The sequence below is a fragment of the Maritalea sp. YIW29 genome, assembly GCF_057219265.1.
On sequence record NZ_JBXVVF010000001.1, the window covers coordinates 1,844,517 to 1,868,063 of the forward strand.

The 23,547-nt window shown below is 49.5% G+C and carries 23 protein-coding genes; 7 read left to right on the forward strand and 16 right to left on the reverse strand.

Going from position 1 to position 23,547, the window contains the following annotated elements:
• Positions 1 to 33: 33 nt before the first annotated feature.
• A complete protein-coding gene (locus tag AC2D8L_RS08930; RefSeq protein ID WP_484685094.1) occupies positions 34 to 867 on the forward strand; it encodes an FG-GAP repeat domain-containing protein in 834 nt (277 codons plus the stop codon).
• Positions 868 to 1,022: 155 nt separating this feature from the next.
• Entirely contained in the window at positions 1,023 to 2,192 is a 1,170-nt protein-coding gene (locus tag AC2D8L_RS08935; RefSeq protein ID WP_484685095.1) for a M20 aminoacylase family protein, read from the forward strand.
• A 73-nt stretch (positions 2,193 to 2,265) separates the two neighbouring features.
• Here AC2D8L_RS08935 and AC2D8L_RS08940 read toward each other — a convergent pair whose 3' ends face one another.
• The 7 genes from AC2D8L_RS08940 to AC2D8L_RS08970 form a co-directional block, all read right to left on the reverse strand.
• Positions 2,266 to 3,195: a 2-hydroxyacid dehydrogenase gene (locus AC2D8L_RS08940; RefSeq protein ID WP_484685096.1), complete on the reverse strand. Its 930-nt coding sequence runs from the start codon at positions 3,193 to 3,195 to the stop codon at positions 2,266 to 2,268.
• Positions 3,192 to 4,124, reverse strand: a complete 933-nt coding sequence (locus tag AC2D8L_RS08945; protein WP_484685097.1) for an AEC family transporter — start codon at positions 4,122 to 4,124, stop codon at positions 3,192 to 3,194. The genes AC2D8L_RS08940 and AC2D8L_RS08945 overlap by 4 nt, the downstream gene beginning before the upstream one ends.
• 100 nt (positions 4,125 to 4,224) lie before the next feature.
• Positions 4,225 to 5,673, reverse strand: coding sequence for a M81 family metallopeptidase (locus tag AC2D8L_RS08950; RefSeq protein WP_484685098.1), 1,449 nt, complete (start codon positions 5,671 to 5,673; stop codon positions 4,225 to 4,227).
• A gap of 11 nt (positions 5,674 to 5,684) precedes the next feature.
• Positions 5,685 to 7,601, reverse strand: coding sequence for a beta-N-acetylhexosaminidase (locus AC2D8L_RS08955; RefSeq protein ID WP_484685099.1), 1,917 nt, complete (start codon positions 7,599 to 7,601; stop codon positions 5,685 to 5,687).
• A gap of 57 nt (positions 7,602 to 7,658) precedes the next feature.
• Entirely contained in the window at positions 7,659 to 8,438 is a 780-nt protein-coding gene (locus AC2D8L_RS08960; RefSeq protein ID WP_484685100.1) for an SDR family oxidoreductase, read from the reverse strand.
• Between the two features lie 23 nt (positions 8,439 to 8,461).
• The gene (locus AC2D8L_RS08965; RefSeq protein ID WP_484685101.1) at positions 8,462 to 9,328 is read right to left on the reverse strand and encodes a MurR/RpiR family transcriptional regulator; all 867 of its coding nucleotides are present in this window, start codon (positions 9,326 to 9,328) and stop codon (positions 8,462 to 8,464) included.
• Between the two features lie 16 nt (positions 9,329 to 9,344).
• Entirely contained in the window at positions 9,345 to 9,737 is a 393-nt protein-coding gene (locus tag AC2D8L_RS08970) for a RidA family protein (protein ID WP_484685102.1), read from the reverse strand.
• A 108-nt stretch (positions 9,738 to 9,845) separates the two neighbouring features.
• Here AC2D8L_RS08970 and AC2D8L_RS08975 point away from each other — a divergent pair, with 108 nt between their 5' ends.
• From AC2D8L_RS08975 to AC2D8L_RS08995, 5 genes are all read left to right on the forward strand, one after another.
• Positions 9,846 to 10,331 carry a hypothetical protein gene (locus AC2D8L_RS08975; protein WP_484685103.1) on the forward strand — a complete coding sequence of 162 codons (486 nt, stop codon included), beginning with the start codon at positions 9,846 to 9,848 and terminating at the stop codon, positions 10,329 to 10,331.
• Between the two features lie 11 nt (positions 10,332 to 10,342).
• Positions 10,343 to 11,830, forward strand: a complete 1,488-nt coding sequence (locus AC2D8L_RS08980; protein ID WP_484685104.1) for a M81 family metallopeptidase — start codon at positions 10,343 to 10,345, stop codon at positions 11,828 to 11,830.
• A gap of 60 nt (positions 11,831 to 11,890) precedes the next feature.
• Positions 11,891 to 12,958: a D-TA family PLP-dependent enzyme gene (locus tag AC2D8L_RS08985; RefSeq protein ID WP_484685105.1), complete on the forward strand. Its 1,068-nt coding sequence runs from the start codon at positions 11,891 to 11,893 to the stop codon at positions 12,956 to 12,958.
• 112 nt (positions 12,959 to 13,070) lie between these two features.
• Complete coding sequence (locus AC2D8L_RS08990) at positions 13,071 to 13,457, forward strand: nuclear transport factor 2 family protein (RefSeq protein ID WP_484685106.1); 387 nt, start codon at positions 13,071 to 13,073, stop codon at positions 13,455 to 13,457.
• 108 nt (positions 13,458 to 13,565) lie between these two features.
• The gene (locus AC2D8L_RS08995; protein ID WP_484685107.1) at positions 13,566 to 13,991 is read left to right on the forward strand and encodes a hypothetical protein; all 426 of its coding nucleotides are present in this window, start codon (positions 13,566 to 13,568) and stop codon (positions 13,989 to 13,991) included.
• A 121-nt stretch (positions 13,992 to 14,112) separates the two neighbouring features.
• On the opposite strand, the gene AC2D8L_RS09000 is transcribed toward AC2D8L_RS08995, so the two are convergent.
• From AC2D8L_RS09000 to AC2D8L_RS09040, 9 genes are all read right to left on the reverse strand, one after another.
• The gene (locus AC2D8L_RS09000) at positions 14,113 to 15,237 is read right to left on the reverse strand and encodes an ABC transporter ATP-binding protein (protein ID WP_484685168.1); all 1,125 of its coding nucleotides are present in this window, start codon (positions 15,235 to 15,237) and stop codon (positions 14,113 to 14,115) included.
• A gap of 74 nt (positions 15,238 to 15,311) precedes the next feature.
• Complete coding sequence (locus AC2D8L_RS09005; protein ID WP_484685108.1) at positions 15,312 to 16,532, reverse strand: ABC transporter substrate-binding protein; 1,221 nt, start codon at positions 16,530 to 16,532, stop codon at positions 15,312 to 15,314.
• 40 nt (positions 16,533 to 16,572) lie between these two features.
• Positions 16,573 to 17,415, reverse strand: coding sequence for a carbohydrate ABC transporter permease (locus AC2D8L_RS09010; RefSeq protein ID WP_484685109.1), 843 nt, complete (start codon positions 17,413 to 17,415; stop codon positions 16,573 to 16,575).
• The gene (locus tag AC2D8L_RS09015; protein WP_484685110.1) at positions 17,408 to 18,301 is read right to left on the reverse strand and encodes a carbohydrate ABC transporter permease; all 894 of its coding nucleotides are present in this window, start codon (positions 18,299 to 18,301) and stop codon (positions 17,408 to 17,410) included. Before AC2D8L_RS09015 ends, AC2D8L_RS09010 begins: the two co-directional genes overlap by 8 nt.
• Entirely contained in the window at positions 18,302 to 19,501 is a 1,200-nt protein-coding gene (locus tag AC2D8L_RS09020; protein ID WP_484685111.1) for a Gfo/Idh/MocA family protein, read from the reverse strand.
• A 174-nt stretch (positions 19,502 to 19,675) separates the two neighbouring features.
• Entirely contained in the window at positions 19,676 to 20,425 is a 750-nt protein-coding gene (locus AC2D8L_RS09025; RefSeq protein ID WP_484685112.1) for a copper homeostasis protein CutC, read from the reverse strand.
• Positions 20,425 to 21,345 carry an ROK family protein gene (locus AC2D8L_RS09030; protein ID WP_484685113.1) on the reverse strand — a complete coding sequence of 307 codons (921 nt, stop codon included), beginning with the start codon at positions 21,343 to 21,345 and terminating at the stop codon, positions 20,425 to 20,427. The genes AC2D8L_RS09025 and AC2D8L_RS09030 overlap by 1 nt, the downstream gene beginning before the upstream one ends.
• Positions 21,345 to 22,541, reverse strand: coding sequence for an N-acetylglucosamine-6-phosphate deacetylase (gene nagA, locus AC2D8L_RS09035; RefSeq protein ID WP_484685114.1), 1,197 nt, complete (start codon positions 22,539 to 22,541; stop codon positions 21,345 to 21,347). The genes AC2D8L_RS09030 and nagA overlap by 1 nt, the downstream gene beginning before the upstream one ends.
• Positions 22,541 to 23,332: a GntR family transcriptional regulator gene (locus AC2D8L_RS09040; protein ID WP_484685115.1), complete on the reverse strand. Its 792-nt coding sequence runs from the start codon at positions 23,330 to 23,332 to the stop codon at positions 22,541 to 22,543. The genes nagA and AC2D8L_RS09040 overlap by 1 nt, the downstream gene beginning before the upstream one ends.
• Between the last annotated feature and the right edge of the window lie 215 nt (positions 23,333 to 23,547).

Below are 23,547 nucleotides of genomic sequence, written 5' to 3' on the forward strand. Positions count from 1 at the left end.
TTGTTCGACCAAATGATCAGGAATTTCACGCGCATGCCCCTATTAAAGCTTTTTGCCGCCTTGTGCTTTGCACTTCTTTCCGCCGGCACTTCGACTGCCCAGTCACCAGCACCCCTGCAAAACAGTTTTGTCGCGACGGGTGAAAAGCAAATTGCAAAGGCTTGGCTGGCCAACCCCACGACACGCTACCAACATTTTGTGCTCGGAAATCGGTTTGAAGCATCAAGCATTGTTGTTGAGTTGAAGAACGGACAGAAGCAACAATATGATTTGCCCAAAGAACTGGTTTTTGAAGACAGGCACGTTCGTTTGGTTGACATTAACCAAGATGGTGACGACGAAATTGTGGTTGTGATGAGCTCCGTTTCCAAGGGTGCCGCCCTTGCTGTTTTCAGTGCCGGCGCAGATGGCATTAAACTGAAAGCGCAAACGCCCCATATCGGCCTCGCCTTCCGCTGGTTGAACCCTGCAGGTATTGCCGATTTTGATGGCGACGGAAATTTGGAAATTGCTTTGGTGCAAAAACCGCACCTCACCAAACGGCTGGAGTTTTGGCGTTTAACCGGCAACGGATTGAAGCAGATTGCGGCGATGCAGGGATTTTCCAACCACCGCGGTGGGTCACGCCACCAATTGATGAGCGCCATTTTTGACGTGAACAATGATGGGGTAGATGACCTCCTTATCCCCGACGCCAATCGACGGGCAGTTGTCGCGGTTACGCTTTCGCCAACACCAAAATTGATCAGCGCTTGGGGTGTAAACGGTTCGCTTGATGGGGAGTTTGAAATACGGACAGTGAACGGTGAAACAAAGTTATCGGTGACATTAGACAATGGCACTAAGCAGGAGCTCATCTTAAATTGAACAATCCGTTGTCTGACATTAACTCTTCCCAACGTGTAAAAGTTGGTGCACAATAATGGTCCAACCATTTATGGTTCGCTAAAATATAGCGAGCCATTTCTTGTTGTTCAGCCAATTTGATCAGCGAGCAATAACATAATCCAGGGGAGAATATTGTGCCAATTATCAATCGTATTGCCGAGTTTCATGACGAGATTACTGCGTGGCGGCGCGATCTGCACGAGAACCCAGAAATTCTTTATGAAGTTCATCGCACCGCAGGCAAAGTTGAAGAGTTGTTGAAAAGCTTTGGCTGCGACGAAGTTGTGCCCGGCATTGGCCAAACTGGTGTGGTTGGCATTATCAAGGGCAACAATACGGGTTCAGGCCGGGTCATTGGCTTGCGCGCCGATATGGATGCGCTGCCAATTTTGGAAAAAACCGGTGTTCCTCACGCTTCAAAAACCGAAGGTGCTATGCACGCTTGCGGGCATGACGGCCATACAGCAATGTTGCTTGGCGCCGCAAAATATCTGGCAGAAACGCGCAACTTTGACGGCACTGTCGCTGTGATCTTCCAACCTGCAGAAGAAGGCGGCGCAGGCGGTAAGGCCATGGTTGACGACGGGATGATGGAACGCTTCGGCATTGAAGAAGTGTTCGGCATGCATAACTTTCCCGGCATTCCAGTCGGCCAGTTCGCAATTCGCGAAGGTGGCATTATGGCCGCAGCGGACCAGTGGACTGTGACCGTTACCGGCGTTGATTCACACGCTGCGATGCCACACCTCTCGGTGGATCCAATTGTGATTTCAGCCCATATCGTTACGGCATTCCAAACAATCGTTGCCCGAAATGTCGACCCAATCCAATCGGCTGTGCTTTCAACAACCAAGATCAATGGCGGTTCGGCGTTCAACATTATTCCGATGAATGTTGAAATTTGCGGCACCGTGCGGGCGCTCGACCCGGATGTTCGCCAACTTGTGAAGAAGCGTTTGATTTCGACTGCTGAAAGCATCGCGGCCAGCTTTGGTGGTTCGGCAAAAGTTGATTACAAAGATGGCTATCCGGTCACTATGAATGCGCCAAAGCAAACTGCATTTGCTGCGGGCATTGCGCAAAATCTGGTTGGCGAAGATCGCGTTGAGACAAATGTTGAGCCAACAATGGGCGGCGAAGATTTCTCGTTCATGGCCAACGCGCGACCTGGTGCTTTCATCATGATCGGCAATGGCGACACAGCCGGATTGCACCAAGATACCTATGACTTCAATGACGATGTCATTCCATATGGTTCGTCATATTGGGCACAATTGGTTGAAACGGCCATGCCTGCAGGCTAGTCTATAGAACGTAAAATTCCTGACCTTAATTCGGTCACTTGCCCCGCCTTTGTGCGGGGCTTTTTTGTTCTATTTACAAAACAGGGTCCAGCAGTTCGCCGCGATCAAAAAAAGCCTCTAGATTTTCGACCACTTGTGAACTCATTTGCGCACGGGTTTGAAGCGTTGCGCTGCCATTGTGGGGTGACAAGACGACATTGTCTAAATCTCGCAAAGCTTGAGGCACTTCGGGTTCGCCGTCAAACACATCAAGTGCGGCGCCGCGTAGTTGATTGGTTGCAAGCATCTCAACCAGTGCACCTTGGTCGACCATATTGCCTCTGGCAATATTGACCAAACAGCCGTTGGAGCCCAATGCTTCTAGTACTTCCCGTGTGACGATTTTGTCCGTTTCATTGCCTCCGGGCGCAATAACGACCAACCAATCGACTTGTTTTGCGATCTCCGTCAAATCACCGAAATATTGATAAGGCTGATCTGTCTGATGAGTACGACCATGGTAAGCGACGTCCATATCAAAGGCCGTGCAGCGTTTCGCGATTTCTTTGCCGATCCGCCCCAGCCCTAAAATGCCAACCGATGCGCCTGCCAATTGTGCGGTTAGCGGCACGCTGCCTTCCTTCGCCCAACGGCCAGCTTTTACATATTTGTGGTAGGTTGGGATGTTGCGCGCGAGGGATACCATCAACCCAACAGTCAATTCGGCGACCGCCGGGCTGAGTCGGTTCGGCGTATTGGTGACATGAATGCTCTTCGCATGCGCTGCATTCACATCCACATTGTCGTAGCCCACGCCGTAATTGGCGATAATCTTCAGGTTGGGCAGTTGGCCGATTAAGTCAGCGTCTACTTTGCCGCCCGTCATGCCGTCAATTTTTGCGCCATGTTCTTGAAGAAACGCATCTCTGTCCGCTGCCTCATAAAGCTTAAGAAGCTGGAACTTATCTTCCAGCATTTCAAGACAGTCGGTGGGTACTTTGCCGTTGAGCAATATGTTTTTCATGAGAGGAACCAAAGCCAGAATGAAATGGAAAAGACAGAAACCAAAGTCGACAGCAGCACCGTGCTGGTGGCGACATCCAGGGCACGATTATAGTAAGTCGCAAAAATATAGGCGTTCAAACCCGACGGCATGGCGGCCAGCAAGATAACAGCACGCGAAATGTCATGCGGTACATTTAAAATGGGCACCAGCATCACCCATGCGAGAAACGGATGCATCAGCGTTTTTATGGCGCTCATTGTTGCGGCAGGCAGCACCGCTTTTTTGATGCTATATTGGGTCAATGCAGCGCCTAAACCGAACAGAGCAGTTGGCAAAACAGCGGCGACCATCATGTTTGTGGCGTCGTCCAAAACTTTGGGCAATGTAAGCCCGCTTAGATTGAGCGTTACCCCGCAGGCAATGCCGATCAGTAGCGGATTTGAAATGACACGTTTCAACGCATCCAAAATTGCTGTCTGAACTGGACGCCCATCGCGCCGGGACAGTTCCATTGTAAGCATGCCAATCGTCATCAAACTTGGTGAATGGAACCCGATAATTAGAAAGATGGTGGGCAGTGCTTCGACGCCATAGGCGCGTTGAATGATGGGAATACCGAGCAGCACCGTGTTGGAAAAGAGCGCCGAAAAGCCCACGGCGACCGATTGACCGGGTTTATATTTGAAAACCATCCGCGCCAAAAAAATTCCAAGCACAAATCCGGCAAGTCCTGCAATGTAAAACGGGGCGATGATTTTTGGATCCAACGCCGTTGCAAAGTCCAGGGTTAGCATGGCGCGAAAGAGCAACATTGGTGCGGCAAAGTTGTTGGTGAACGCGATCAACGCGCTGATGCCACCGCCGGGGAAGATGTTCAACTTCACCGCCAAGTAGCCAACCAACACGATCACGAAAACCGGTGCGACAACGTCAATCACAAAATACATGGGCGAATAAGCTTTCTGATGCCCCGCCGCTAAATACGGCACAAAAGGTAGGAATGTAGAAAGCTTATTCCCCACATCTCATGGGGTCAATCGACACACGCTATTTTGGTGCGCGTGCCGAGAACTTACATGATGGTTTAAAGTCAAAGTCATCTTCAAAGGGGAAGCTCGGCTTCGGTCGGTTTTGATTTTCAAGCCTTGGAATGTCTTGATTTACGGCCCCGTCTGTCAAAGCCATGAGGTTTGGATTGGCTATCTTGGCCATTGCAGGAGAAATGTAGCCGCATTTGATGATCACCAACTTCTCCTTAGCCAAGTCGATGCCCAATGGCGCGACATTTATCGGCTCGTGGAAAGTATGGCGTTGGTCCGAGATGACAATGCGCAATCCATTGCAATTCAGCAATGCGATTTGATTGCCTCGTTTATTGTCCGTAGCCAATTTCTCAATTCGGACATGGCCGTTCCAAGGCTTTGATCGGGTTGGGTCGAGCGTTGCGCCAATCCAAATGTCTGTAAACTGCCCCTCACCAAGCGCGAAACATTGTCGAACGGCAGGTGCATCAGCAATACCGATGATCAAAGCATCTCTAATATTGTTGTCGGTGCAATAAGACAATACTGACGCCCGATCGCCAACGCCGCCACCGCCCGGGTTGTCACCAGAATCGGTGAGAACGATCGGTGAGGTGCCACACGTCTTGGCAATTTCCATCATTTCATCCAAAGGTCCCGTTGTGGGGCCAAACGCGAACTCGTTCCGGGCATCAAAATAGCTTTGTGCAATGATCTCAACTTGTTGGGCAATTGCAACCCGGTCCGTGCCAGTGACCACGGCTGCGGCGTTTGCGCGCTCCACATCTGCCCAGACATAGCCAACCATGAGTGAAGCGTCCAAAATACCGTCTATCTTGTCGATGTCCCACAGCTGGCCGTAAAGCGATTTTGCAGGCTCATCAACCGTGCTGGTGCGCTCGCCGGGCAGTAGAACAGGAATGGGCGCCCACGCGGTAAAATATTTCTCGCCGGTTTCAATCGCATTGATAAGGTGATTAAGCGCCCGCTCCATTGTCTCTTGCGTATCAATATGCGGCGCGTGCCGGAATGCCGTGAACAGGTCGATCTGGTCGATAATCTTTTGCGAAAGATTGCCGTGCAAGTCAAAAGAAACCGAAATGGGGCAATTTGGACCGACCAGCTTGCGCGCCGCTTCAATCCATTCCCCTTCCGCATCCACCATGCCGTCGACGTGCACAGCTCCGTGCATAGCAAGATACAGTCCGTCGATTGGCGCTTCTGCAACCGCCAATTCGAGTTTCATCAAAAACTCAGTTTTGAACTGATCGTAAGCGGCGCGTGATACTGCGCCGCCGGGGGTTGATCGCGCGTGCAAAAGCGGCACAATCGTTGCCGCAGAATTGGGCAAGAAGTTGAAGAAATCGGAGATTAAAAGGTCTCGCCCGCGCAGGACCTTAAAGTCACCAATGCTCTGCAGCACATTGGTATATGTGCTGCATTCTGTGTGTAAGCCGCCTACTGCAATCCGCATGTTTGCACCTGCTAAAGGCGGGGCAAATGATGTGATTGCGCCGCAAATCGCAGCCAATCTTTGTTTTCAGGCAATGTCCACCCTGCTTCTGCAATCGCACTCAAACGTGGGAACACCATGTGGTTGAACAGCTCTTTAGAGATCAAATGCTCTGACCAAATACAAGCTTGAACGCCTTTTAGACGGTCTTTGAGTTCATCAGGAAATTCGCCTGCTGCTTCATACTCATAAGTGGTTTGCGGCGATGCAGTTCCGGCCCAGCTTGCACCGGGCTCCTGCCATTCCTCAGACTGAGCCATATCAAGATAATAGGCTTGGCCAGGTGTCATCACCACATCATAGCCCTGTTCAGCCAGTGTGATGCCGACTTCAGGCTTTTGCCAAGCAAAGAGCAGCGTGCCGCCCTCTTTTTCGATGCCGCCTCCGTGGGAAACTTCGTCCCAGCCGCCAACAATCTTGCCCTTTTTCTTGATCATCTTCTGAACTTTGCCCAAGAAATGCGCTTGCACTTGCATCGTGCCATTTAGGCGTTCTTCGTTCATCAGCTTTTCAGCAGCCGGTGATTGCATCCATGAGTTTTCGTCCACTTCATCGCCACCAACATGGATGTATTTCGACGGGAACAGATCCCCCACTTCTTCAATTACAGTTTCGACAAACTTGTACGAAGCTGGAATGCCGGGGTTGATCGCATTGTTCGGGTAGCCTTGGATAGAACGGTAGTTTTCCGCTGGTTCGTCAGGGTCAATCAATTCAGGCAAGGCGGTCAAAACGCAAGTGCTGTGGCCGGGAATATCAAGCTCTGGCATGATTTCAACATTGATGGACTGACCGTGCGCGATGAGTTCTTTGATCTGTTCTTGGGTGTAGAAGCCGCCATAGGTCTCAAAGCCTGAACCGAGTTGAGCTGGCATTTTCTCATTTGCGCCGCGTTTTGCGCCTGCGTCCGTCAACTCTGGATAGGCTTTGATCTCAACACGCCAGCCTTCGTCATCACTCAAATGCCAATGCAGCATATTGAGCTTGTTCCAAGCGAGAATGTCGATAAAGCGCTTAACACTCTCATATGGATAGAACTGACGTGACACGTCCAAATGCGATCCGCGCCAACCAAATCGTGGTGCATCGTCAATTTTCCCGATTTCTGGGAATTCGAATTTCGCTTCATCGGCCTTTGGTCCGTTGATAATTTGCGCCAAAGACACCAAGCCGTTGATCAGTCCCTTGTTGGAACTGTAGCGAAGGTTTACCCGGTCAGACGTAAACTCAACCCGATACTCTTCCTCAACAAATGAGATGTCCTTTGAAAGGTGAAGTGCGCGACCGCCTGCAATCTCGATCAAGGAAAATGGATTTGGCAGATCGGTGAATAGTCTGTCACTAAGGGCGTTGACGGTCGTCGCGGCAGCCTTTTCCGTCCGGCTGGCTTTGGTCAAGACCAAGGCAACAGGTGCCGCTCCAAATTGTTCAATCGAAACGCTGTTTGGCCAAGGGCTAAGTGCAAGCGGCATTTCCAACTTACCTTCTGGCACCAAAATACCAGCAGTCTTACTCTCGCGTCCTTCAAGGGCCATATCGCCTGTCAAAACGGTCTGATGCGTGCCGTCTTTAAGGGTTATGTATGCGCTTTTTGGCCCATCATTCCGGTGTTTTGGAATATGGGTGAGGTTTTCAAGTTCAAAAGTCCAGCTTTTGCCGGCCTCCAAGGTGAAACCTTCTTCGGGGTCAAACTCATGAAAATTTGCAAAACGACGAATGAATTTCGCGCCATGGGTGACGAGCTTGTCGGATACGCGCAAGAGTGACGTATAGGCCAAACGGAAGCCACTGATCGGCTGATCAGAGAGATTAGTCAGCGTAAGAATCATTGTGCCATTTGCTGGGTCAGTTTCGCGCCAGATGGCATCCAGACGGAATTGTGATGTCATGTTAGAGTAAACTCCTCGAACGGGGTTTTAATTGTGAACGTTTTTTTATCTCTGACCTTAAAAGTCAGTTGATTGGGAAAATGTGCCTGCCAACTCAGCCTGCCCGGCGGTCAAACCGCAATCGACAGGTAGACAGACACCAGTGATTGCTGTTGCGCTATCACTGTTTAGAAAACTGACGGCATTTGCGATATCTTGCGGATCAGCAACACGCTGCAATGGGTACCATCGTTTGGCTTCTTCAAAAACTTGCGGGTTTTGTTCTGCGCGATCATTCCACGCTTTTGTGCGCACAGTACCAGGGGCAACGGCATTGATACGCATGCCGAACTTGCCATATTCCACCGCACTAAATCGGGTAAAATGCACGAGGGCAGCTTTCATGGCGCTATAACCTGGATGTCCATAAACGCCAAAGCCATTGACCGAAGCAATGTTGGTGACAATGCCACTATTGACCTTAAAGTCCGCTTCAAATGTCTTAAAGCATCCAATGGCGCCTTTAAGATTGATGTCGAAATCACGCTGCCAGTTCTCAACGGTACTTTCTTGCGTAGAAGCTGCTGTGATCGCTCCAACATTATTGATCAGCGCTTTTGGTTGGCCCATTTCTAGCGCCACGTTGCGCATATTTTGCAAATCGGCTTCATCCAAAATATTGCATGACAAAGCTCTAGCGACATGACCAGCTTCAGCGATTTGCTTAGCGGTTTCGTTATTTGTCGCTTCATCGATATCAAGGCAAAGTACGCTAAATCCATCCTTGGCCAATTGGAAAGAAATGGCCCGACCTATATCGCCACCGGCCCCTGTGATAATTGCAACTTTATTTGTCACGATCATTTCCTATTTAATGTTGGCTAATCGCCCAATGGTTGACTGTCATCGCCATCGCGAAATGTCACCAATTGGCGTTTGATACGTCTTAGTGGCTCGATTGAAAGGTCTTTTCGTTTGATGGCAACCAAATGGGCCAAAATGTCGACGGTGGCCATATAAGCAAATCGCACCGACGATGGCCGCAGCACATCAACACCTTCTTGCAAATCGATCGCCAGGTTTACATCCGCAATTTGCCCAACCAGGCTATTGGATTTGGATATTGTAACAATGGTTGCGCCATAACCCTTGGCAACATCCAACGCTCGGGCCAGTTCTTGATTTCGGCCGGAAAGTGACAGGCCGACCACAACATCTTCTTTGGACATTGTGGACGCTGTCATAAGCTGAACGAGATGGTCATTTGTTGACGATGCGCGCAGGCCCAATCGGAAAAGACGGTTTTGCACTTCCCCGGCAAAAAAGGAAGAATTTCCGCCAGAGCCGAATGCATAAATCATACTCGAATCTACCATCGCAGTTGCAGCGGCCTCGATTGCAACCATATCCAGGCTATCGTTGAGACCGTGCAAGGCAGATTGCGCACGCGTCAGGATCGTATCCACGACCTCTTTCGCATTTGAAGCATTGATTTGCGGTTCTTCATAGCGCTGTCCAATGAACGCGCTTTGTGCCAAACGGACTTTAAACTCGGAAAAGCTCTGACAACCAAGTCGCCGGCAAAAGCGCGTTACAGTTGGTGGCGACACTTCGGCACGGGCAGCGAGCTCGATGATGGACGCGTTCACCGCGAACTGACGGTCATCAAATACAATGCCGGCGATCCGCTGTTCAGAACGCGACAACCCATCCATCTCACGCTGCAATGTGCCTAAAATATCAACCATTGGGCTTGCGCCTGCCTTATAGTTTTCTGGTCGGATCGAATGCGATACAATCAACTTCGACTTTGCAGTCCACCATCAAGGACGACTGTACGCAGGCGCGAGCAGGTGGGTGCTCGCCAAAGTAACTCTTATAAACACCATTGAAAGACCAAAAGTCGCGCGGGTCGTCCAACCAAACACCAATGCGCACAATATGCTCTGTGCCATATTTGGCCTCATCAAGGATGGCCAGCAAGTTCTTAATAGCGACATGAGTTTGCTCAACGATGTTGCCGCCAACCACTTCACCGTCTATCATAGCGACCTGGCCAGAAACATGCAGCCAACCGTCAGCTTCTACAGCGCGAGCGAATGGTAGATTTTGACCTCCTGCGCCGCTTTTTTCGGCACCGTAACGGATGATAGTCATTTGGTTCTCCAAAGAATTTATGTAAATTATTTTCTTGTTGATTGACATATCAACAGAATTAGGCGAGTTTTTCCATAGAAAAATTGTCAAAAATGAAAATAATTTGCCATGTCATCACAATTTACAAATCCGTTCCCAAAATCAGACACAGCCCGCCATGCGATTTGGGAAATGTTAGTCGATCGCGACATCACAGCCTTCCTTGCCGCAGACTGGGCAATGGTTGAAAATGACTTTGCTGAAGACCGCTTTATGGGCGTGCACGGGCACAATACCGCTAATCCTGACCATTGGAGATTGGCATTCCCATCACTTGAAGAATATCGGGATGAGTGGTTGCGCCAAGCTAAAGACTTTCAAAAACAAAGCTTTAGCGATGATCCACGCACAGCCATTTTTTCGGCAACAGTTTTACGCGATATCGAAATTAATGGAGATCGTGCAATTGTGCATAAGAAATTTGACGGTTCGATCACCAAATCCGACGGCAGCAAGGACATAATGAACTGGCAGACCGTTTATTATTGTCACCAGATCGATGGTTCGTGGAAGATCGCTGGCTTTAACGGCTACTTGCCCAATCCGATGGGTTAGGCCTGAACAATATGTCTAAGAGATTTTTCAGCGCAGTTCTCGCCACTGAGTCCAACACATTCTCGCCCATCGCAATTGATCGGCGAGGATTTGAGGCCTCTTTATATGCGAAGCCGGGTGAGCACCCAGAAACACCGACCCTTTGTTCGGCTCCGCTGACAGAGGGACGTGGTTGGGCGAAAGAACGTGGCTGGGATTGGATTGAAGGCACTGCTGCTTGGGCAGACCCGGCGGGTTTGATCAACAAACAGGCCTATGAAAGCTTGCGCGACGAGATCTTAGAGCAACTTAAGAACGCACTGCCCGTTGATGGTGTCGTTTTGGGATTGCACGGCGCGATGGTTGCAGATGGCTATGATGATCCGGAAGGCGATCTGTTAAGCCACATACGCGACATTGTTGGTCCGGACGTCATTGTGTGTTGCACATTTGATCCACACAGCCAGTTAACCGCTAAACGCATTGATTGCTTAGACTTTTTTGTCGCATTTAAGGAATTCCCACACACCGATTTCGTCGAACGTGCTCAGGACCTTCTGCGCATATTAGACGAAACGATTGCGGGCAAAGCCAAGCCTTCAGTGTCAGTATTTGATTGCAAAATGATAGATGTTTTCCCGACATCATTCGAGCCAATGCGCTCCTATATTGATGACATCATGCAGCTTGAAAATGCTGACGCTGAAGTGCTCTCAATTTCTGTCATTCATGGCTTCATGGCGTCTGATGTGCCCGAAATGGGCAGCAAGCTTGTCGTGGTGACCAATGACAAACAGGTCAAGGGCGACCGGCTTGCGCGGGAGTTGGGGCTGCAACTATTTGAGATGCGCGGAAAGGTTATGCCGCCCCAGTTGAATGAACATGAGGCACTGGCCGCGGCACTAAAATTGGTACCAAACGCCGCCAAACCAGTTGTGATTACAGATGTATGGGATAATCCGGGCGGCGGCACGGCAGGCGACGCCACGGTGATTTCGCAAAAACTAATTGATGAGCAAGTGAGAAATGTTGCCATTGGCACCATTTGGGACCCAATTGCTGTTCAAATTTGTTTTGCTGCGGGCGAAGGTGCAACCGTTCCCTTGCGGTTCGGCGCCAAGTCGGCCCCTTTAACTGGCAATCCAATCGACAAGGTTGTGACCATCAAAAAACTTGTTGCGAATGCAGAACAAAGGTTCGGCGATAGTTTTGTGCCGATGGGCGACATCGCGACGATTGAGTTTGATGGTATCGAAGTTGTGTTAAACTCGACACGGGCGCAAAGCTTTGACAAGAGCTTGTTCACAGTTGCTGGCATCGACTATGCGAGCAAGGATATTTTGTTGATTAAATCCACAAATCATTTCTATGATTCATTTGCACCAATCGCTGCGGAAATACTATATTGTTCCGCAGGACAGCCTTATCCAAATAACCCAGCGACCAACAACTACAAAAAAGCGCCAAAAGATATTTGGCCAATGGTTGAAGACCCGCATGGACTTTCTGACGTAAGTTAGGGTCTAGACCCTAGATTATTTGCAGGGCAATTGGTTTCGCAAAAACGCTGGATAAGCTTTATGGCACAAGACGCATCTATTTATTCACTCACCACCCCTGCCATTTTGATTGATGAGAACATTGTTGATCAGAACATTGCACGGGTGCAAAAATATATGGATCAAGCCGGCCTAAAGGCGCGTCCCCATATCAAGACACATAAAATCCCTGAATTTGCAAAGAAGCAGCTCGACGCAGGTGCGATTGGCATAACCTGTCAAAAGATCTCAGAAGCCGAGATTTTCGCGGATGCAGGCATTGATGATATTTTGCTCACGTTCAACATTTTGGGCGATGAGAAACTTGGAGCGCTGAAGGCGCTTCACGACCGTATTCAGCTCGGTGTTGTGGCAGACAGCCAGACCACTATTGATGGGCTGGCCAAAACGTTCGATGCTTCACGGCCGCTACGTGTGCTCGTCGAATGCGATACAGGTGGGCAACGTTGCGGTGTTCAAACACCAAAAGAAGCCGCAAGCTTGGCAAAATATATTGCCACGCAACCCAGCCTGCAATTTGGCGGGTTGATGACCTATCCGCTGCCCAACACCGAAGATGATGTTGAGGCATTTTTTGCACAGACTGCCGGTTTACTGAAGGCTGACAGGATCGAATGCGACGTGTTTTCAACCGGCGGTTCGCCAAGCTTATTTTCAGCAGAGCGTTCAACAATTGCCAATGAATATCGTGCGGGCACCTACATCTACAATGATCGCTCGCTCGTGCGCGCTGGCCATTGCGGTTTTGACGATTGTGCCATGCACATTTTGACAACTGTCGTTTCCCGCCCGACTGAAGACCGCGCGGTGTTGGATGCTGGCTCTAAGGCACTGACGTCTGACCTTCTGGGCTTTACCGACTTTGGCTATGTTGTTGACTATCCTGAAGCTGTCATCACCGGCTTATCGGAAGAACATGCCGTGGTGGACATGTCTGCATGCACCGAAAAGCCCGAAATCGGCGAAAAGATCCGCATCGTCCCAAACCATACATGCGTCGTGTCGAACTTGATGGACAATATTTTTGTTCATAAAGGCGGCGCGTTTGATCGCAAGATTGAAGTGGCTGCCCGCGGGCGGGTTTGGTAACACAAACTTCCGCAACCGAACTATTGGCGATAATTTAACGAACATTGTCATTTGCGCCACTGGCGGAGTTTGGTGATTTGAATGATGTTGGCTCCAACAAAGGAGCCAACCCATGAACAATCACCAAGACCTGCTAAAAGCGATCTCAACTTATTTGGATGCCATCTATTTCTGCGACGTTGAAAAACTGGATCGGGTTTTCCACCCAGCATCTAGTCTGTTTGACGCTGACAATGGCGAAATATTCGTTGATCCCATTGCGCGATTTCGGGCCGATGTCGCCAACCGCCCCTCACCGGCGAGCGTAAACCAAAGACGTCGTGATCAAATCACAACCATCGATTGGCTCTCAGATGTTAGCGCGACCGTGAAGTTACGGTTGCAGGCCCATGAGAATATCTTTGCTGATCACCTAGCCTTTGTTTTGGGGAAAGACGGATGGCAGATTGTCTCAAAAGTCTGGCGGCTCGAAGGGCACGCGAAAATCGAATATATTTAGTTTCCCCACCTACATATCTGAGTTATCGGCCGTTATTCGTGAAGAACACGGTTGAGTACAAGCTGAATTTGTTCTATTTTTGTTCTCGATAAATTCGGAGATATAGATATGGCCCACACGACATTTTCTGACGCAGTGAATGCGCAAGTTGATCTTCTGAAAGAAGGCAAGCCGCTAGAAGCATTTGATCAATTTTTCGCGCCCGATGGGGTAATGTTTGCCAATGACCAATTGTTCGCAAAGGATGGTCAGGAAGCACGTTCGAAACAAGAAGGCCATATACTCGCCGCCAAGTCAATTGATGGTGCCATTGAAGACCTCATCCTCAATGAGCAAAAGGAAATTTGTGTTTTTCGCAATGTTTCATCATTTGTTGGGGTCGACGGAACACGGCACACAATTGATGGGCTGTGTTGGCAGCAATGGTCCAACGGAAAAATCATCGAAGAGCGCTATTTTGACGGTGATTTGATGAAGTCGCAAATCACAAGTGGCATTCTTGAGACACCCGATATTCTTGCGCGACTTGGTTAAGCTAAAAAGCCACGACTAGACCTTGGGTCCAATCAACCAGCACCCAGAACCAAAAAAGCCCCGTTCGAGAACGGGGCCCTTGGGTCGTGGGGAGGAAGCTTGGGTGTTCCCGGAACCGCTGTTAGGCGACTTCCGGCAGGCCCAAGTTTGCGAGATCAAGTGTACGCTCAAACGCATTGCCATCTGCATCAAACAGGTGGCAATCAACTGCATTTACACCGATACTGAAATCTGAATTTGCCTTAATTGGCGCAGTGCCTTCTTGAACCGTACAGAAGACTTTATCGTCACCTGGCAAGTTTGCATAAGTCACTGTGTGGATGCCCAGGCGCTCAACAACATTTGCGTGAAGCTGAAGTTCAACGTCCGATTTGTCCAAACGTGTATGCTCTGGTCGAATGCCAAGGGTCAATGTTTGCCCTTTTACATCGCCACGGGGAGTAACCGGAATTGTTATCTCACCAGCATCGCCAACCTTAACCTTCACGCCATCTTTGTTGGTGCCTGTGCACTCCACTTGGATGAAGTTCATTTTTGGGTTGCCGATAAAGCCAGCGACAAACAGGTTGTCAGGCTTGTGATACAATTCAAGTGGCGTTCCAACTTGGGCGATAATGCCCGCGTCAAGAACAACAATTCGGTCGGCCATGGTCATCGCTTCCACTTGGTCGTGGGTCACGTAGATCATGGTTGCATCAAGATCATGATGTAGCTTTGTCAACTCAACACGCATTGTCGCACGTAGCGCAGCGTCAAGGTTGGACAATGGCTCATCGAATAGGAAAACGCTCGGCTCGCGTACAATCGCACGGCCAATAGCCACACGTTGGCGCTGGCCACCAGACAACTCGCCTGGTTTATGCTGCAAGCGCGGCCCTAGCTCCAAAATATTCGCGGCGATCATTACTTTTTTCTCGACTTCTTCATTCGAAAGTTTGTCGACACGTAATGGGAACGCGATATTTTCATAAACTGTCATGTGCGGATAAAGCGCGTAGGATTGGAACACCATCGCGATGCCGCGTTTAACCGGAGGGAGTGAATTCACGACCCTGTCGTCAATATGCACATCGCCCTCTGAGATTTCTTCAAGCCCAGCAATCATGCGTAGCAATGTTGACTTACCACAACCTGACGGCCCAACGAATACAATGAATTCACCGTGCTTAACGTCTAGCGAAACACCTTTGATGACTTCAGCCGTACCGAAACGCTTCTTTACATTATCGAGCTTGAGTTGACCCACTGCCATTCTCCCGGTTTACTTTTTTAGTTTTGAGGGTGAGACCCGACCAATGGCCGGATCTCACTACGTTTTGCTTATTTATATTCTTCAAGTGCTTCTGCAGCTTCTGCAACAGCGTCAGCAGCAGTAGCTTCACCCAAAACAACCGCCTGGATTGCTTCGTTGATTACGTCTTGAAGACCAACATAGTCAGTTACGAAAGGCTCTGGGCCACCTGTTGGGATCGCGTCAAGGAACGCATTCCAAGTAGGATCGGCTTCGCGCATTTTTGCAACTTCAGCGTGATCTGGACGAAGTGGTGTCAAGCCAGCAGCAATTTCAAATTCCATTTGCTTGTCTGGGCTTGTCATGAATTTCGCCAAGCTCAATGCAGCTTCTTCAACGCCTGAACCTTTGAACACTGCATATGAGTCAGTGATCAACAATGTACCAGGTCCACCTGATGGGCCTGCTGGCATTGAGGTTACACCCCAATTTACAGCGTCACCAACTGCGTTCCGCTCCCAAGGACCAGAAACGAACATGCCGATTTTGCTTTCAACGAACAATGGACGAAGTTTCGCACGGTCATAAGCAACAGGACCAGGCTGAGAAACAGCGGCCAATGTCTTACCGTAGAACTCAAGTGCTTCAACATTGTTCGGTGAATCGAATACGATATCGCCGTCAGCATTGATCACTTCACCACCGTTTGTGTAAACGTAGTTCATGAACTGGTGCATTGTGTTGTCGAAAGAAGCAGCAGCCAAACCAAAGCCATCGGCGTCAGTTTTTTCTTTAATGGCTGTTGCAGCTGCAAGCATTTCTTCCCAAGTTGTTGGGCCAGCTTCTGGATCTAGGCCAGCTGCTGAGAACAGATCTTTGTTCCAGTAAAGTGCTTTTGTTGAGAACGCACGTGGTAGACCCCAGATTTTGCCATCTGCAGTTACAGTACCCAAAATCGGCGCAGCATATGTGCCTTTTTCAGCGTCTGTAAGGTCATGAGACAAGATCAAGTCGTTAGCAGCCAACTGCTTCAATGTGCGTGAGCCCATGTAAGCGATCGCAGCTGGGTTACCAGCAGACGATAGTGTTGTTGCTTTTTCTTGACACTGGCCCCAAGGCACGTATTCGATGTCAGTTTTAAAGCCTGGATTTGCAGCTTCCCACTCGCCCATGTGCGCAGCGTTTACTTCGCCACCCCATGTGTCATCACCACAAAGGATGATGTGGATACGCTGGTCTTGAGCATATGATACGCCGGCCATAGAGCCGAGGACCACTGCTGAACCAAGCAAAATTTTAGCTAGTTTCATTGTGAACTCCCTTTTAGTTGCCGAAATTGTAACATCCCTCCTACTCCTTCACCGCGCCAGCAGTTAGGCCAGCGATGATATAGCGCTGGAGGAAGATGTAGATGATCAACACTGGCAAGATGCCGACCAAACTCGCAGCCATCAACTCGTTCCATACAACGGTTTGACGACCAAAGAACTGATAGATACCCACCGGCAGCGGGTGTAAGTCGGTTGACGAATTGAACGTCAACGCGAACAAGAATTGTTGGGCGTAGCCGGCGATGAATGTGGCAATAGCAACCACAACAATGCCAGGCATTGCCACAGGAATGATAACCCGACGCAAGATATACATGCGCGACGCACCATCAACCCAAGCGGCCTCCTCCAACTCACGTGGAATTTTCATCAGGTAGGAGCGAAGCAACCAAATACCTGTGGGAATAGAGAATGCCGCACCCGGAATAATCATCGCCCAATAAGTGTTGAGCAACCCTGTAGCGCTCATCATCTTGAACAATGGAATGATCAACACCGCACCGCTCAACATGTTGATGGCCAAGAAGCCAGCAAGGAAGGCGTTGCGCCCTTTAAACTCAAACCGCGCAAATGCCCAAGCCGCTGGAATGATTGCAACAAGCGCAATAATGGTCACGCAAGTGGCAATGAAGAAGCTGTTCCAAATGTAGATGTGCAGTTTAGGCACGTTTTTCCACATGGTGAAATAGGCGTCAAAGCTCATCCCTTCCGTGATAATCCGGTACGGAATTGAGTTGATTTTGTTCAGCGGGCGTAGCGAAACCAAGAAGGCTTCCAAAAACGGCGCTAGGACAAAGGTAAGGAAGATCGCAATCCCAGCATAAATGCCGACTTTTTCCCACCATCTATACTTATTAATCATTGCCCAAACTCCGTTTTGCAAAGCGCGAAATCATATAGAAGTAAAACGCTGCGAATGAGGATAAGAAGATCACAATCATCACCGCACGTGCAGCCCCCTCGCCATATTTAAAGCGTGAAATCGCAGTTTTATAAGTATCGATGATCATGGTTGTGGTCGCACTACGTGGCCCACCCTCGGTTAGGATCCAAATGATATCGAATGAGTTAAAGGTCCAAATTGCCGACAATAGTCCCATCGTTGCCACCGCGGGCATAATCAATGGAAGTGTGATGCGACGGAAGCGATACATTCTGCTCGCGCCATCAACCCACGCTGCTTCATGCAAGTCTGAAGAAATCGACTGCATGGCGGCCAATAGATAGATTGTCACAAGCGGCGTTCCAACCCAAACATCGGTTACGATTGTGGCGTAGAATGAAGAACTACGGGTGGCTAAGAACTCGTAGGGTTCAACCAGAATACCCAGATTTTGGGCAACACCTGAAATCATGCCGAACTGACCGTTATACATCCAGCGCCACATGAACACGCCAATCGCGATCGGCACGATCCAAGGTGGCATGACAAGAAGACGGAAAAATCCACGTCCACGAATGGCAGAATTCAACAACATAGCTCCGGCGATACCGACGACCATCTTGAACGTCACCGAAAAGGCCATCCAAATAAACGTACGTGCAATAACTTCGGGGAATTTCTTGGCGAAAATTTTATCGTAATTGTCAAACCCAATATAGTTTGTGACCGGCTTCAAAGAAGCGTCGGTGAAAGACAGTCGCACTGTCTCCGCCAAAGGCCAAGCTACGATAAACAGCGTAATTATTAACGCTGGCACCAAAAGCAAGTAAGGAAATATGTTTGGGCGTCCCCCAAGTGATTGCATTTATGCAACCTCCCCATTTCGCAGATTAAAATTGTCGAACCGTGCCCACATTGCCGTTAGGTCGATGACCTGACGAGACTGGCGAGCTTCATCTAGTTTGATTGCTGTTAGACCAGCTGCAAGTCCATCCAAAATGGACACAGGCAGTGCCGCGCCATCTCTTATGTGCGCAAAGATATCAGCAATCATTTGTTCATCAGCTCCATAGTGGGCTGAAAGGTCAGATACGGCATAACTCTTGTCTTCAAGTGTCTCACGCGACTTCGCATCGGTAAGCTTAAAGAAATTCCGAATAAAGTCACCCTCTGCCATACCTTTTGATCCGATAACCGCAAAACGGCGGAACTCGTCCGGCACATTCATATTGGTGTGGAAACAAAGATTTTCGCCGCCTTCATATTCAATAATTGCGGTTTGATAATCAATGATATCACCGTCGCCACCAAACACCTTGTCAGACCCCTTCCAGCCGGACGGCTTGAAGTGATAAATGTCGACATCGTTTTCCGTCGCGCGTGATGGCACAAAGCTTTTGCGACCACCAAAACTTGCCACACGGGTCGGACGACTTCCAACTAGGCCATTATAAAGATCAATATCGTGGCAGCATTTTTCCAGCATGAACCCGCCAGAATACTCTGAATGTCGGCGCCAATCACGCATGAAAAATCCACCGTGATATGGTGCAATATGCTCAGAGGCCTCAATTGAAGCAATATCGCCCAAAACACCTTGATCGCGCGCTTTGATCAAGTCGCGATAAAGCGGCGCGTAACGGAGCACAAGACCAATCATCAACTGATCCGTATTACCACCATTTTTGGCCAACAGATCGAGCAATTCAAACGTTTGCGCTTCAGTTGTCACCACAGGTTTTTCGGTGAATGTTTTCACGCCAGCTTCAATTGCTGTGCGAATGTGCTCGAGGTGCATGTGGTTGGGAGAACCGATCATCAATAGATCAAGATTTCCCTCGTCAATCATTTGGTCAAGACTATCGAATTGACGGCCCGGACCAAAGGACTGCAACACCGACTTATCGATACTCAGACCGTCAACGCCCTCACCCGTTACCAGCGGCAAACCAGCAGGTGATGGATCAACGTAACCGACAAATTCGATGTCTTTTTGAGTCTGTCCGATGACCTGCGCCAAATAACCCAAGCGGTAGCCAAGCCCAACAATTCCAATTCTCGTCATGTAGCTGACCTCCCAAGACACAACATGTAATTTATTTTCTCATATTGTGTCAAAACTTTCATAGGGTCAACGAATTTGACATCTAAAGATGTGAATTTGTGAAATTTATTTTCATTTTTAAGCAAATAGGCAGGTGAATTGGCAAATAGCTGAACAATTTGCATTGCGATATGTTTACTCATGAGCTGCCCCTTGCACATAAGAATCAACAATTTCCCGCAGCATTTTCACCGTTTTTGTATCCGTTTGACGGGTACCATCTTGATGCACAAATCCCATCGCTATTGCTAGGTCTGAAGCGGGGCTACTCCAATTGGAGCACGACGCGTGTAGGGCACCTGCATTTGTGATGTCTAGAATGTCGATCGCATTCTCTGCGTTAATCCCAGCGCCGGGCATAATCTGGATACGGCCGGCCGCGACATTGACCATTTCGGCAATGGTATTAAGGCCCCCAGTAGCCGATTTCTTGCCGCCAGATGTCAATATTCGCGTGAAATCCAGGCCAATCACGCGCTCCACAGAAGCGGCAGGATTTGGCGTGAGATCGATTGCTCGATGAAGCGTACATTCCATTTGCCCAGCTGCAAGACGCAGCTTTTTTAAGGCCATCAGATCCAGTTCGTCATTTTCGAGTGACGCACCAACAACGACCCCATCTAGGCCAATTTGTGCTGCCGTCTCGATGTCGCTACACATAATCCGCAGCTCTTCAGCCGAATAGCGGAAGTCCCCACCCCGTGGACGGATCATTGCATGGGTCGAAATTCCAAGGTCTTTCGCAGCCCGCATAAACCCAGCGCTTGGGGTTAGACCACCTTCGCTAAGTGCTGCACAGAGTTCAACCCGATCCGCGCCACCATCTTTTGCCGCTTTGAGCGAAACAAGGCTATCAACACATACTTCAAGGGTTATTGCGCCCATTACGCCACCCCCTGAATTTGTGGTGCCACCAGATGAGACGCGCCTACCAAGCCGGCATTTTTGGCGAACTTTGCGGGCACAACGAGCGGTTGTTTTTGCGGGAACAGAACCCGAGCACGGACTTTTTCATCCAGCAATTTGATGAGTTCAACAGCATTGGCGAGCCCACCGCCGACCGGCACGATTTCCGGGCCTAAAAAGTTGATCAGCATCGCAACGGGGCCTGCCAAGATCTCTGACCAGACGTCTACTGTTTTAACAGCAACTTCGTTTCCAGCAGAAGCGGCTTGAACGATCTGTTCGCTCGTGCATTTTTCGCCTGAAAGTTTGGTGTGAATTCTTTCGAGCCCACGCGCGCCGCCTACAGTATCAAGGCAACCAATTTGTCCGCATCCGCACTTAAAGTGACCCATGCTGGCAACTTTACCCGCTGCTGTTGGGTCAACCGCAGGCCCATGCCCAAGCTCGCCAGTGGCACCGTTGCTGCCAGATACGATCTGACCGTCAACGACAATACCACCACCAACGCCTGTGCCCAGAACCAGCGCGAAAAGATTGCGTGCGCCTCTTCCCACGCCGACTTTGGCTTCTGCCAGCGCTAGGCAATCGGCATCATTTGCAACAATTGCGGGCAAGCCTGTTTTCTTGGTCAATTCGGCCGCAATATCCATACCGTCAATCGCAGCGATATTTGCAACTCGAACTTTGTTGGTTTGAGGATGAACAACACCGGTCAACGAAATGGCAATGGTCTTGTGGCGATCTTCGCCGTGCTTGTCGATCAGGTTTGCGATGGTGTCGACAAACTCAGCAAGAGAGTTCGTGGGTGTGGCAACAGATGCAATGACCGGCACGTCACCATCGCGCATCGGCATGCCGAAACGAATGTTTGTGCCACCAATGTCAAAGCAATAAGGCATTAGCTATCAGCCCCCTCGCCTTTAATCCACGTACGAACGACTTTGTCGTTGCTGCTATCAATCAACGCGAAATCTGCATCAAATCCAACCGCGATGCGGCCAATCTGGTTTTCAAGCCCCATAAAGGTTGCGGGATAAAGTGAAGCCATACGCAACGCTTCGCCAAACTCGATCCCCAGCTCATCACGGGTTAGCCGCACGGCGTCCATCATATTTAGATCTGAGCCTGCAAGCCGACCTTCGGCTGTTGCAAGGCGGCCATTTTCAGCAAAAATTTCCGTTCCATAAAGATTGAAACTCTTTTTGTCTGATCCGACAGTGGCCATGGCGTCGGTAACCAACATGACGTGGCTTGTCGACTTGCAACGTGTGACAGTTCTGGCCGTCGCGTGATGCAAATGGTGTCCATCAACGATTAGACCGCAATAGACTTCTGGTCGATCATATGCCGCGCCAACCATTCCTGGCTCGCGATTTTCCATGGGCCCCATGGCATTGTAAAGGTGGGTAACACCAGAAATACCTGCATCGAAGCCAGCGATTGCTTGATCATAAGTCGCACTCGTGTGGCCAGCGCAAACTCGAATTCCAGCTTTACTTAGTGAAGAAACAAATTCTAGCGGCACCTCTTCAGGTGCCAATGTAACAATAACAGCGCCAAGTCCGCTCTGGGTGAACAGGTCGAACGCCCCATCATCCAAGGGACGTATATAGTGCTCAGCATGAACACCACGTCGGGCCAAGGAAAAATATGGGCCTTCAAAATGAGCGCCTCGCACGCCTGGCAGTTCGGTTGCCATGGCGGTCTTGATTGTTCGAGCCGCAGCTTGCATGCGCTCAAAACTATCCGTGATGAAAGTGGGTAAAAGCGTTGTTGTACCAAACTTTCGGTGCCCGCCAACAATTGCCGTCAAAGCTTCAAGCGATTGTTCGTCATTGAACATGACGCCACCGCCGCCATTCACTTGCACGTCGACAAAGCCAGGTACTAACAATTGTCCCTTTAGATCTTCCACCAACTGCGCGCCGTGGGACTGACCATTGTCTGCATTGACAGAAACAACCTTACCGTCTTCAACCAAGACAGCGCGACCTTCAACAAAGTCTTGCCCATCAAAAACGGTTGTGTTGCGCAGCAATGTAGCGCCAGTAGTGGGCGCATCATTAAGAACAACTGGGTTGTGGACGTCAGCCATTAAGCCCCTACCTTTAGATCAACGATAAAGTCATAGGCATCGCCCAGATAATGGGTTTGCACATATTCAATTGGTTCGCCCGACGACAAGAAGCTCTGCTTCTCAACAAAAAAGCAGGCGGACCCAGGCTTAACAGCTAAATGCTTGGCGACCGACTTTGGCATAAGCTGTGCGCGCACGCGCTGCACACCACGAACCGGCATCAAGCCTTGCTCTTCCAAATAGGCATAAAGCGACCCAGAAAATTCAGGCATGCCTTCAAGCACATCCGCGGATAGGCAGGCGAGCTCAACACAAACCGCTTTGCCTGACTTGTAGCGTACACGGTGGACGCGAGAAACCAACTCACCAGGGGCCAACTCTAACATATCGATTTCGTTGGCTGTTGGCTCACCGACCGCGCAGTCCAGCAAATCAAAATGGGTTTCGCGACCGTTCTGCGCATTGTCCTTTGTAAAACCGCTAGATTTGGACAAAGTAGCGGCTACGCGCCCATTTACGCATATTGTATCATCTGATCGCTTCGCGATTAGCCCTTCGCCAGACAACAATTTTAACGCACGGCGAACTGAATTTATCGACATGCCAAACGCGTTGGACAATTGTTTTTCTGAAGGCAATTCATCGCCATCACTGAGTACACCATTATCAATGGCGTTCTTCAAAGCGATATGCAGTTTTTTGTAGAATGGAGTCATTGCGGGGGCGCTGCTGTCGACCATTGGCAAAATGGCGGACATCAAATCAAATCGCTCCCAATTATTTTCACCGCTTAGCGCATTCTGCTGCATAAGACAGGCCTCCCTCAGCTATAAATAGAACCAATAAGATACCATTTTGCAACCAAAAAGTTACCTGAAGAACAAAAGTTATTCTCGATTTCGAATGTATCTCGCCTCAACCCATTGAATTTAAAGTGAAAAATATCGAGTAAGAATTGAGAGTTTTATACCGATTTGAAGGTACCAAATCGAACTTTTGGCCGGCGACGGTCGGCAAATAAAGA

What these genes read in the sequence shown, in the direction of transcription:
- AC2D8L_RS08945 (WP_484685097.1), bottom strand. Translation starts at nt 4,124, where the DNA reads ATGTATTTTGTGATTGACGTTGTCGCACCGGTTTTCGTGATCGTGTTG.
- AC2D8L_RS09005 (WP_484685108.1), bottom strand. Translation starts at nt 16,532, where the DNA reads ATGAAACTAGCTAAAATTTTGCTTGGTTCAGCAGTGGTCCTCGGCTCT.
- AC2D8L_RS08955 (WP_484685099.1), bottom strand. Translation starts at nt 7,601, where the DNA reads ATGACATCACAATTCCGTCTGGATGCCATCTGGCGCGAAACTGACCCA.
- AC2D8L_RS09010 (WP_484685109.1), bottom strand. Translation starts at nt 17,415, where the DNA reads ATGATTAATAAGTATAGATGGTGGGAAAAAGTCGGCATTTATGCTGGG.
- AC2D8L_RS09015 (WP_484685110.1), bottom strand. Translation starts at nt 18,301, where the DNA reads ATGCAATCACTTGGGGGACGCCCAAACATATTTCCTTACTTGCTTTTG.
- AC2D8L_RS08975 (WP_484685103.1), top strand. Translation starts at nt 9,846, where the DNA reads ATGTCATCACAATTTACAAATCCGTTCCCAAAATCAGACACAGCCCGC.
- AC2D8L_RS08985 (WP_484685105.1), top strand. Translation starts at nt 11,891, where the DNA reads ATGGCACAAGACGCATCTATTTATTCACTCACCACCCCTGCCATTTTG.
- AC2D8L_RS09030 (WP_484685113.1), bottom strand. Translation starts at nt 21,345, where the DNA reads ATGCCTTATTGCTTTGACATTGGTGGCACAAACATTCGTTTCGGCATG.
- AC2D8L_RS08990 (WP_484685106.1), top strand. Translation starts at nt 13,071, where the DNA reads ATGAACAATCACCAAGACCTGCTAAAAGCGATCTCAACTTATTTGGAT.
- AC2D8L_RS08950 (WP_484685098.1), bottom strand. Translation starts at nt 5,673, where the DNA reads ATGCGGATTGCAGTAGGCGGCTTACACACAGAATGCAGCACATATACC.
- nagA (WP_484685114.1), bottom strand. Translation starts at nt 22,541, where the DNA reads ATGGCTGACGTCCACAACCCAGTTGTTCTTAATGATGCGCCCACTACT.
- AC2D8L_RS09040 (WP_484685115.1), bottom strand. Translation starts at nt 23,332, where the DNA reads ATGCAGCAGAATGCGCTAAGCGGTGAAAATAATTGGGAGCGATTTGAT.
- AC2D8L_RS08995 (WP_484685107.1), top strand. Translation starts at nt 13,566, where the DNA reads ATGGCCCACACGACATTTTCTGACGCAGTGAATGCGCAAGTTGATCTT.
- AC2D8L_RS08930 (WP_484685094.1), top strand. Translation starts at nt 34, where the DNA reads ATGCCCCTATTAAAGCTTTTTGCCGCCTTGTGCTTTGCACTTCTTTCC.
- AC2D8L_RS09020 (WP_484685111.1), bottom strand. Translation starts at nt 19,501, where the DNA reads ATGACGAGAATTGGAATTGTTGGGCTTGGCTACCGCTTGGGTTATTTG.
- AC2D8L_RS08970 (WP_484685102.1), bottom strand. Translation starts at nt 9,737, where the DNA reads ATGACTATCATCCGTTACGGTGCCGAAAAAAGCGGCGCAGGAGGTCAA.
- AC2D8L_RS08965 (WP_484685101.1), bottom strand. Translation starts at nt 9,328, where the DNA reads ATGGTTGATATTTTAGGCACATTGCAGCGTGAGATGGATGGGTTGTCG.
- AC2D8L_RS08940 (WP_484685096.1), bottom strand. Translation starts at nt 3,195, where the DNA reads ATGAAAAACATATTGCTCAACGGCAAAGTACCCACCGACTGTCTTGAA.
- AC2D8L_RS09025 (WP_484685112.1), bottom strand. Translation starts at nt 20,425, where the DNA reads ATGGGCGCAATAACCCTTGAAGTATGTGTTGATAGCCTTGTTTCGCTC.
- AC2D8L_RS08980 (WP_484685104.1), top strand. Translation starts at nt 10,343, where the DNA reads ATGTCTAAGAGATTTTTCAGCGCAGTTCTCGCCACTGAGTCCAACACA.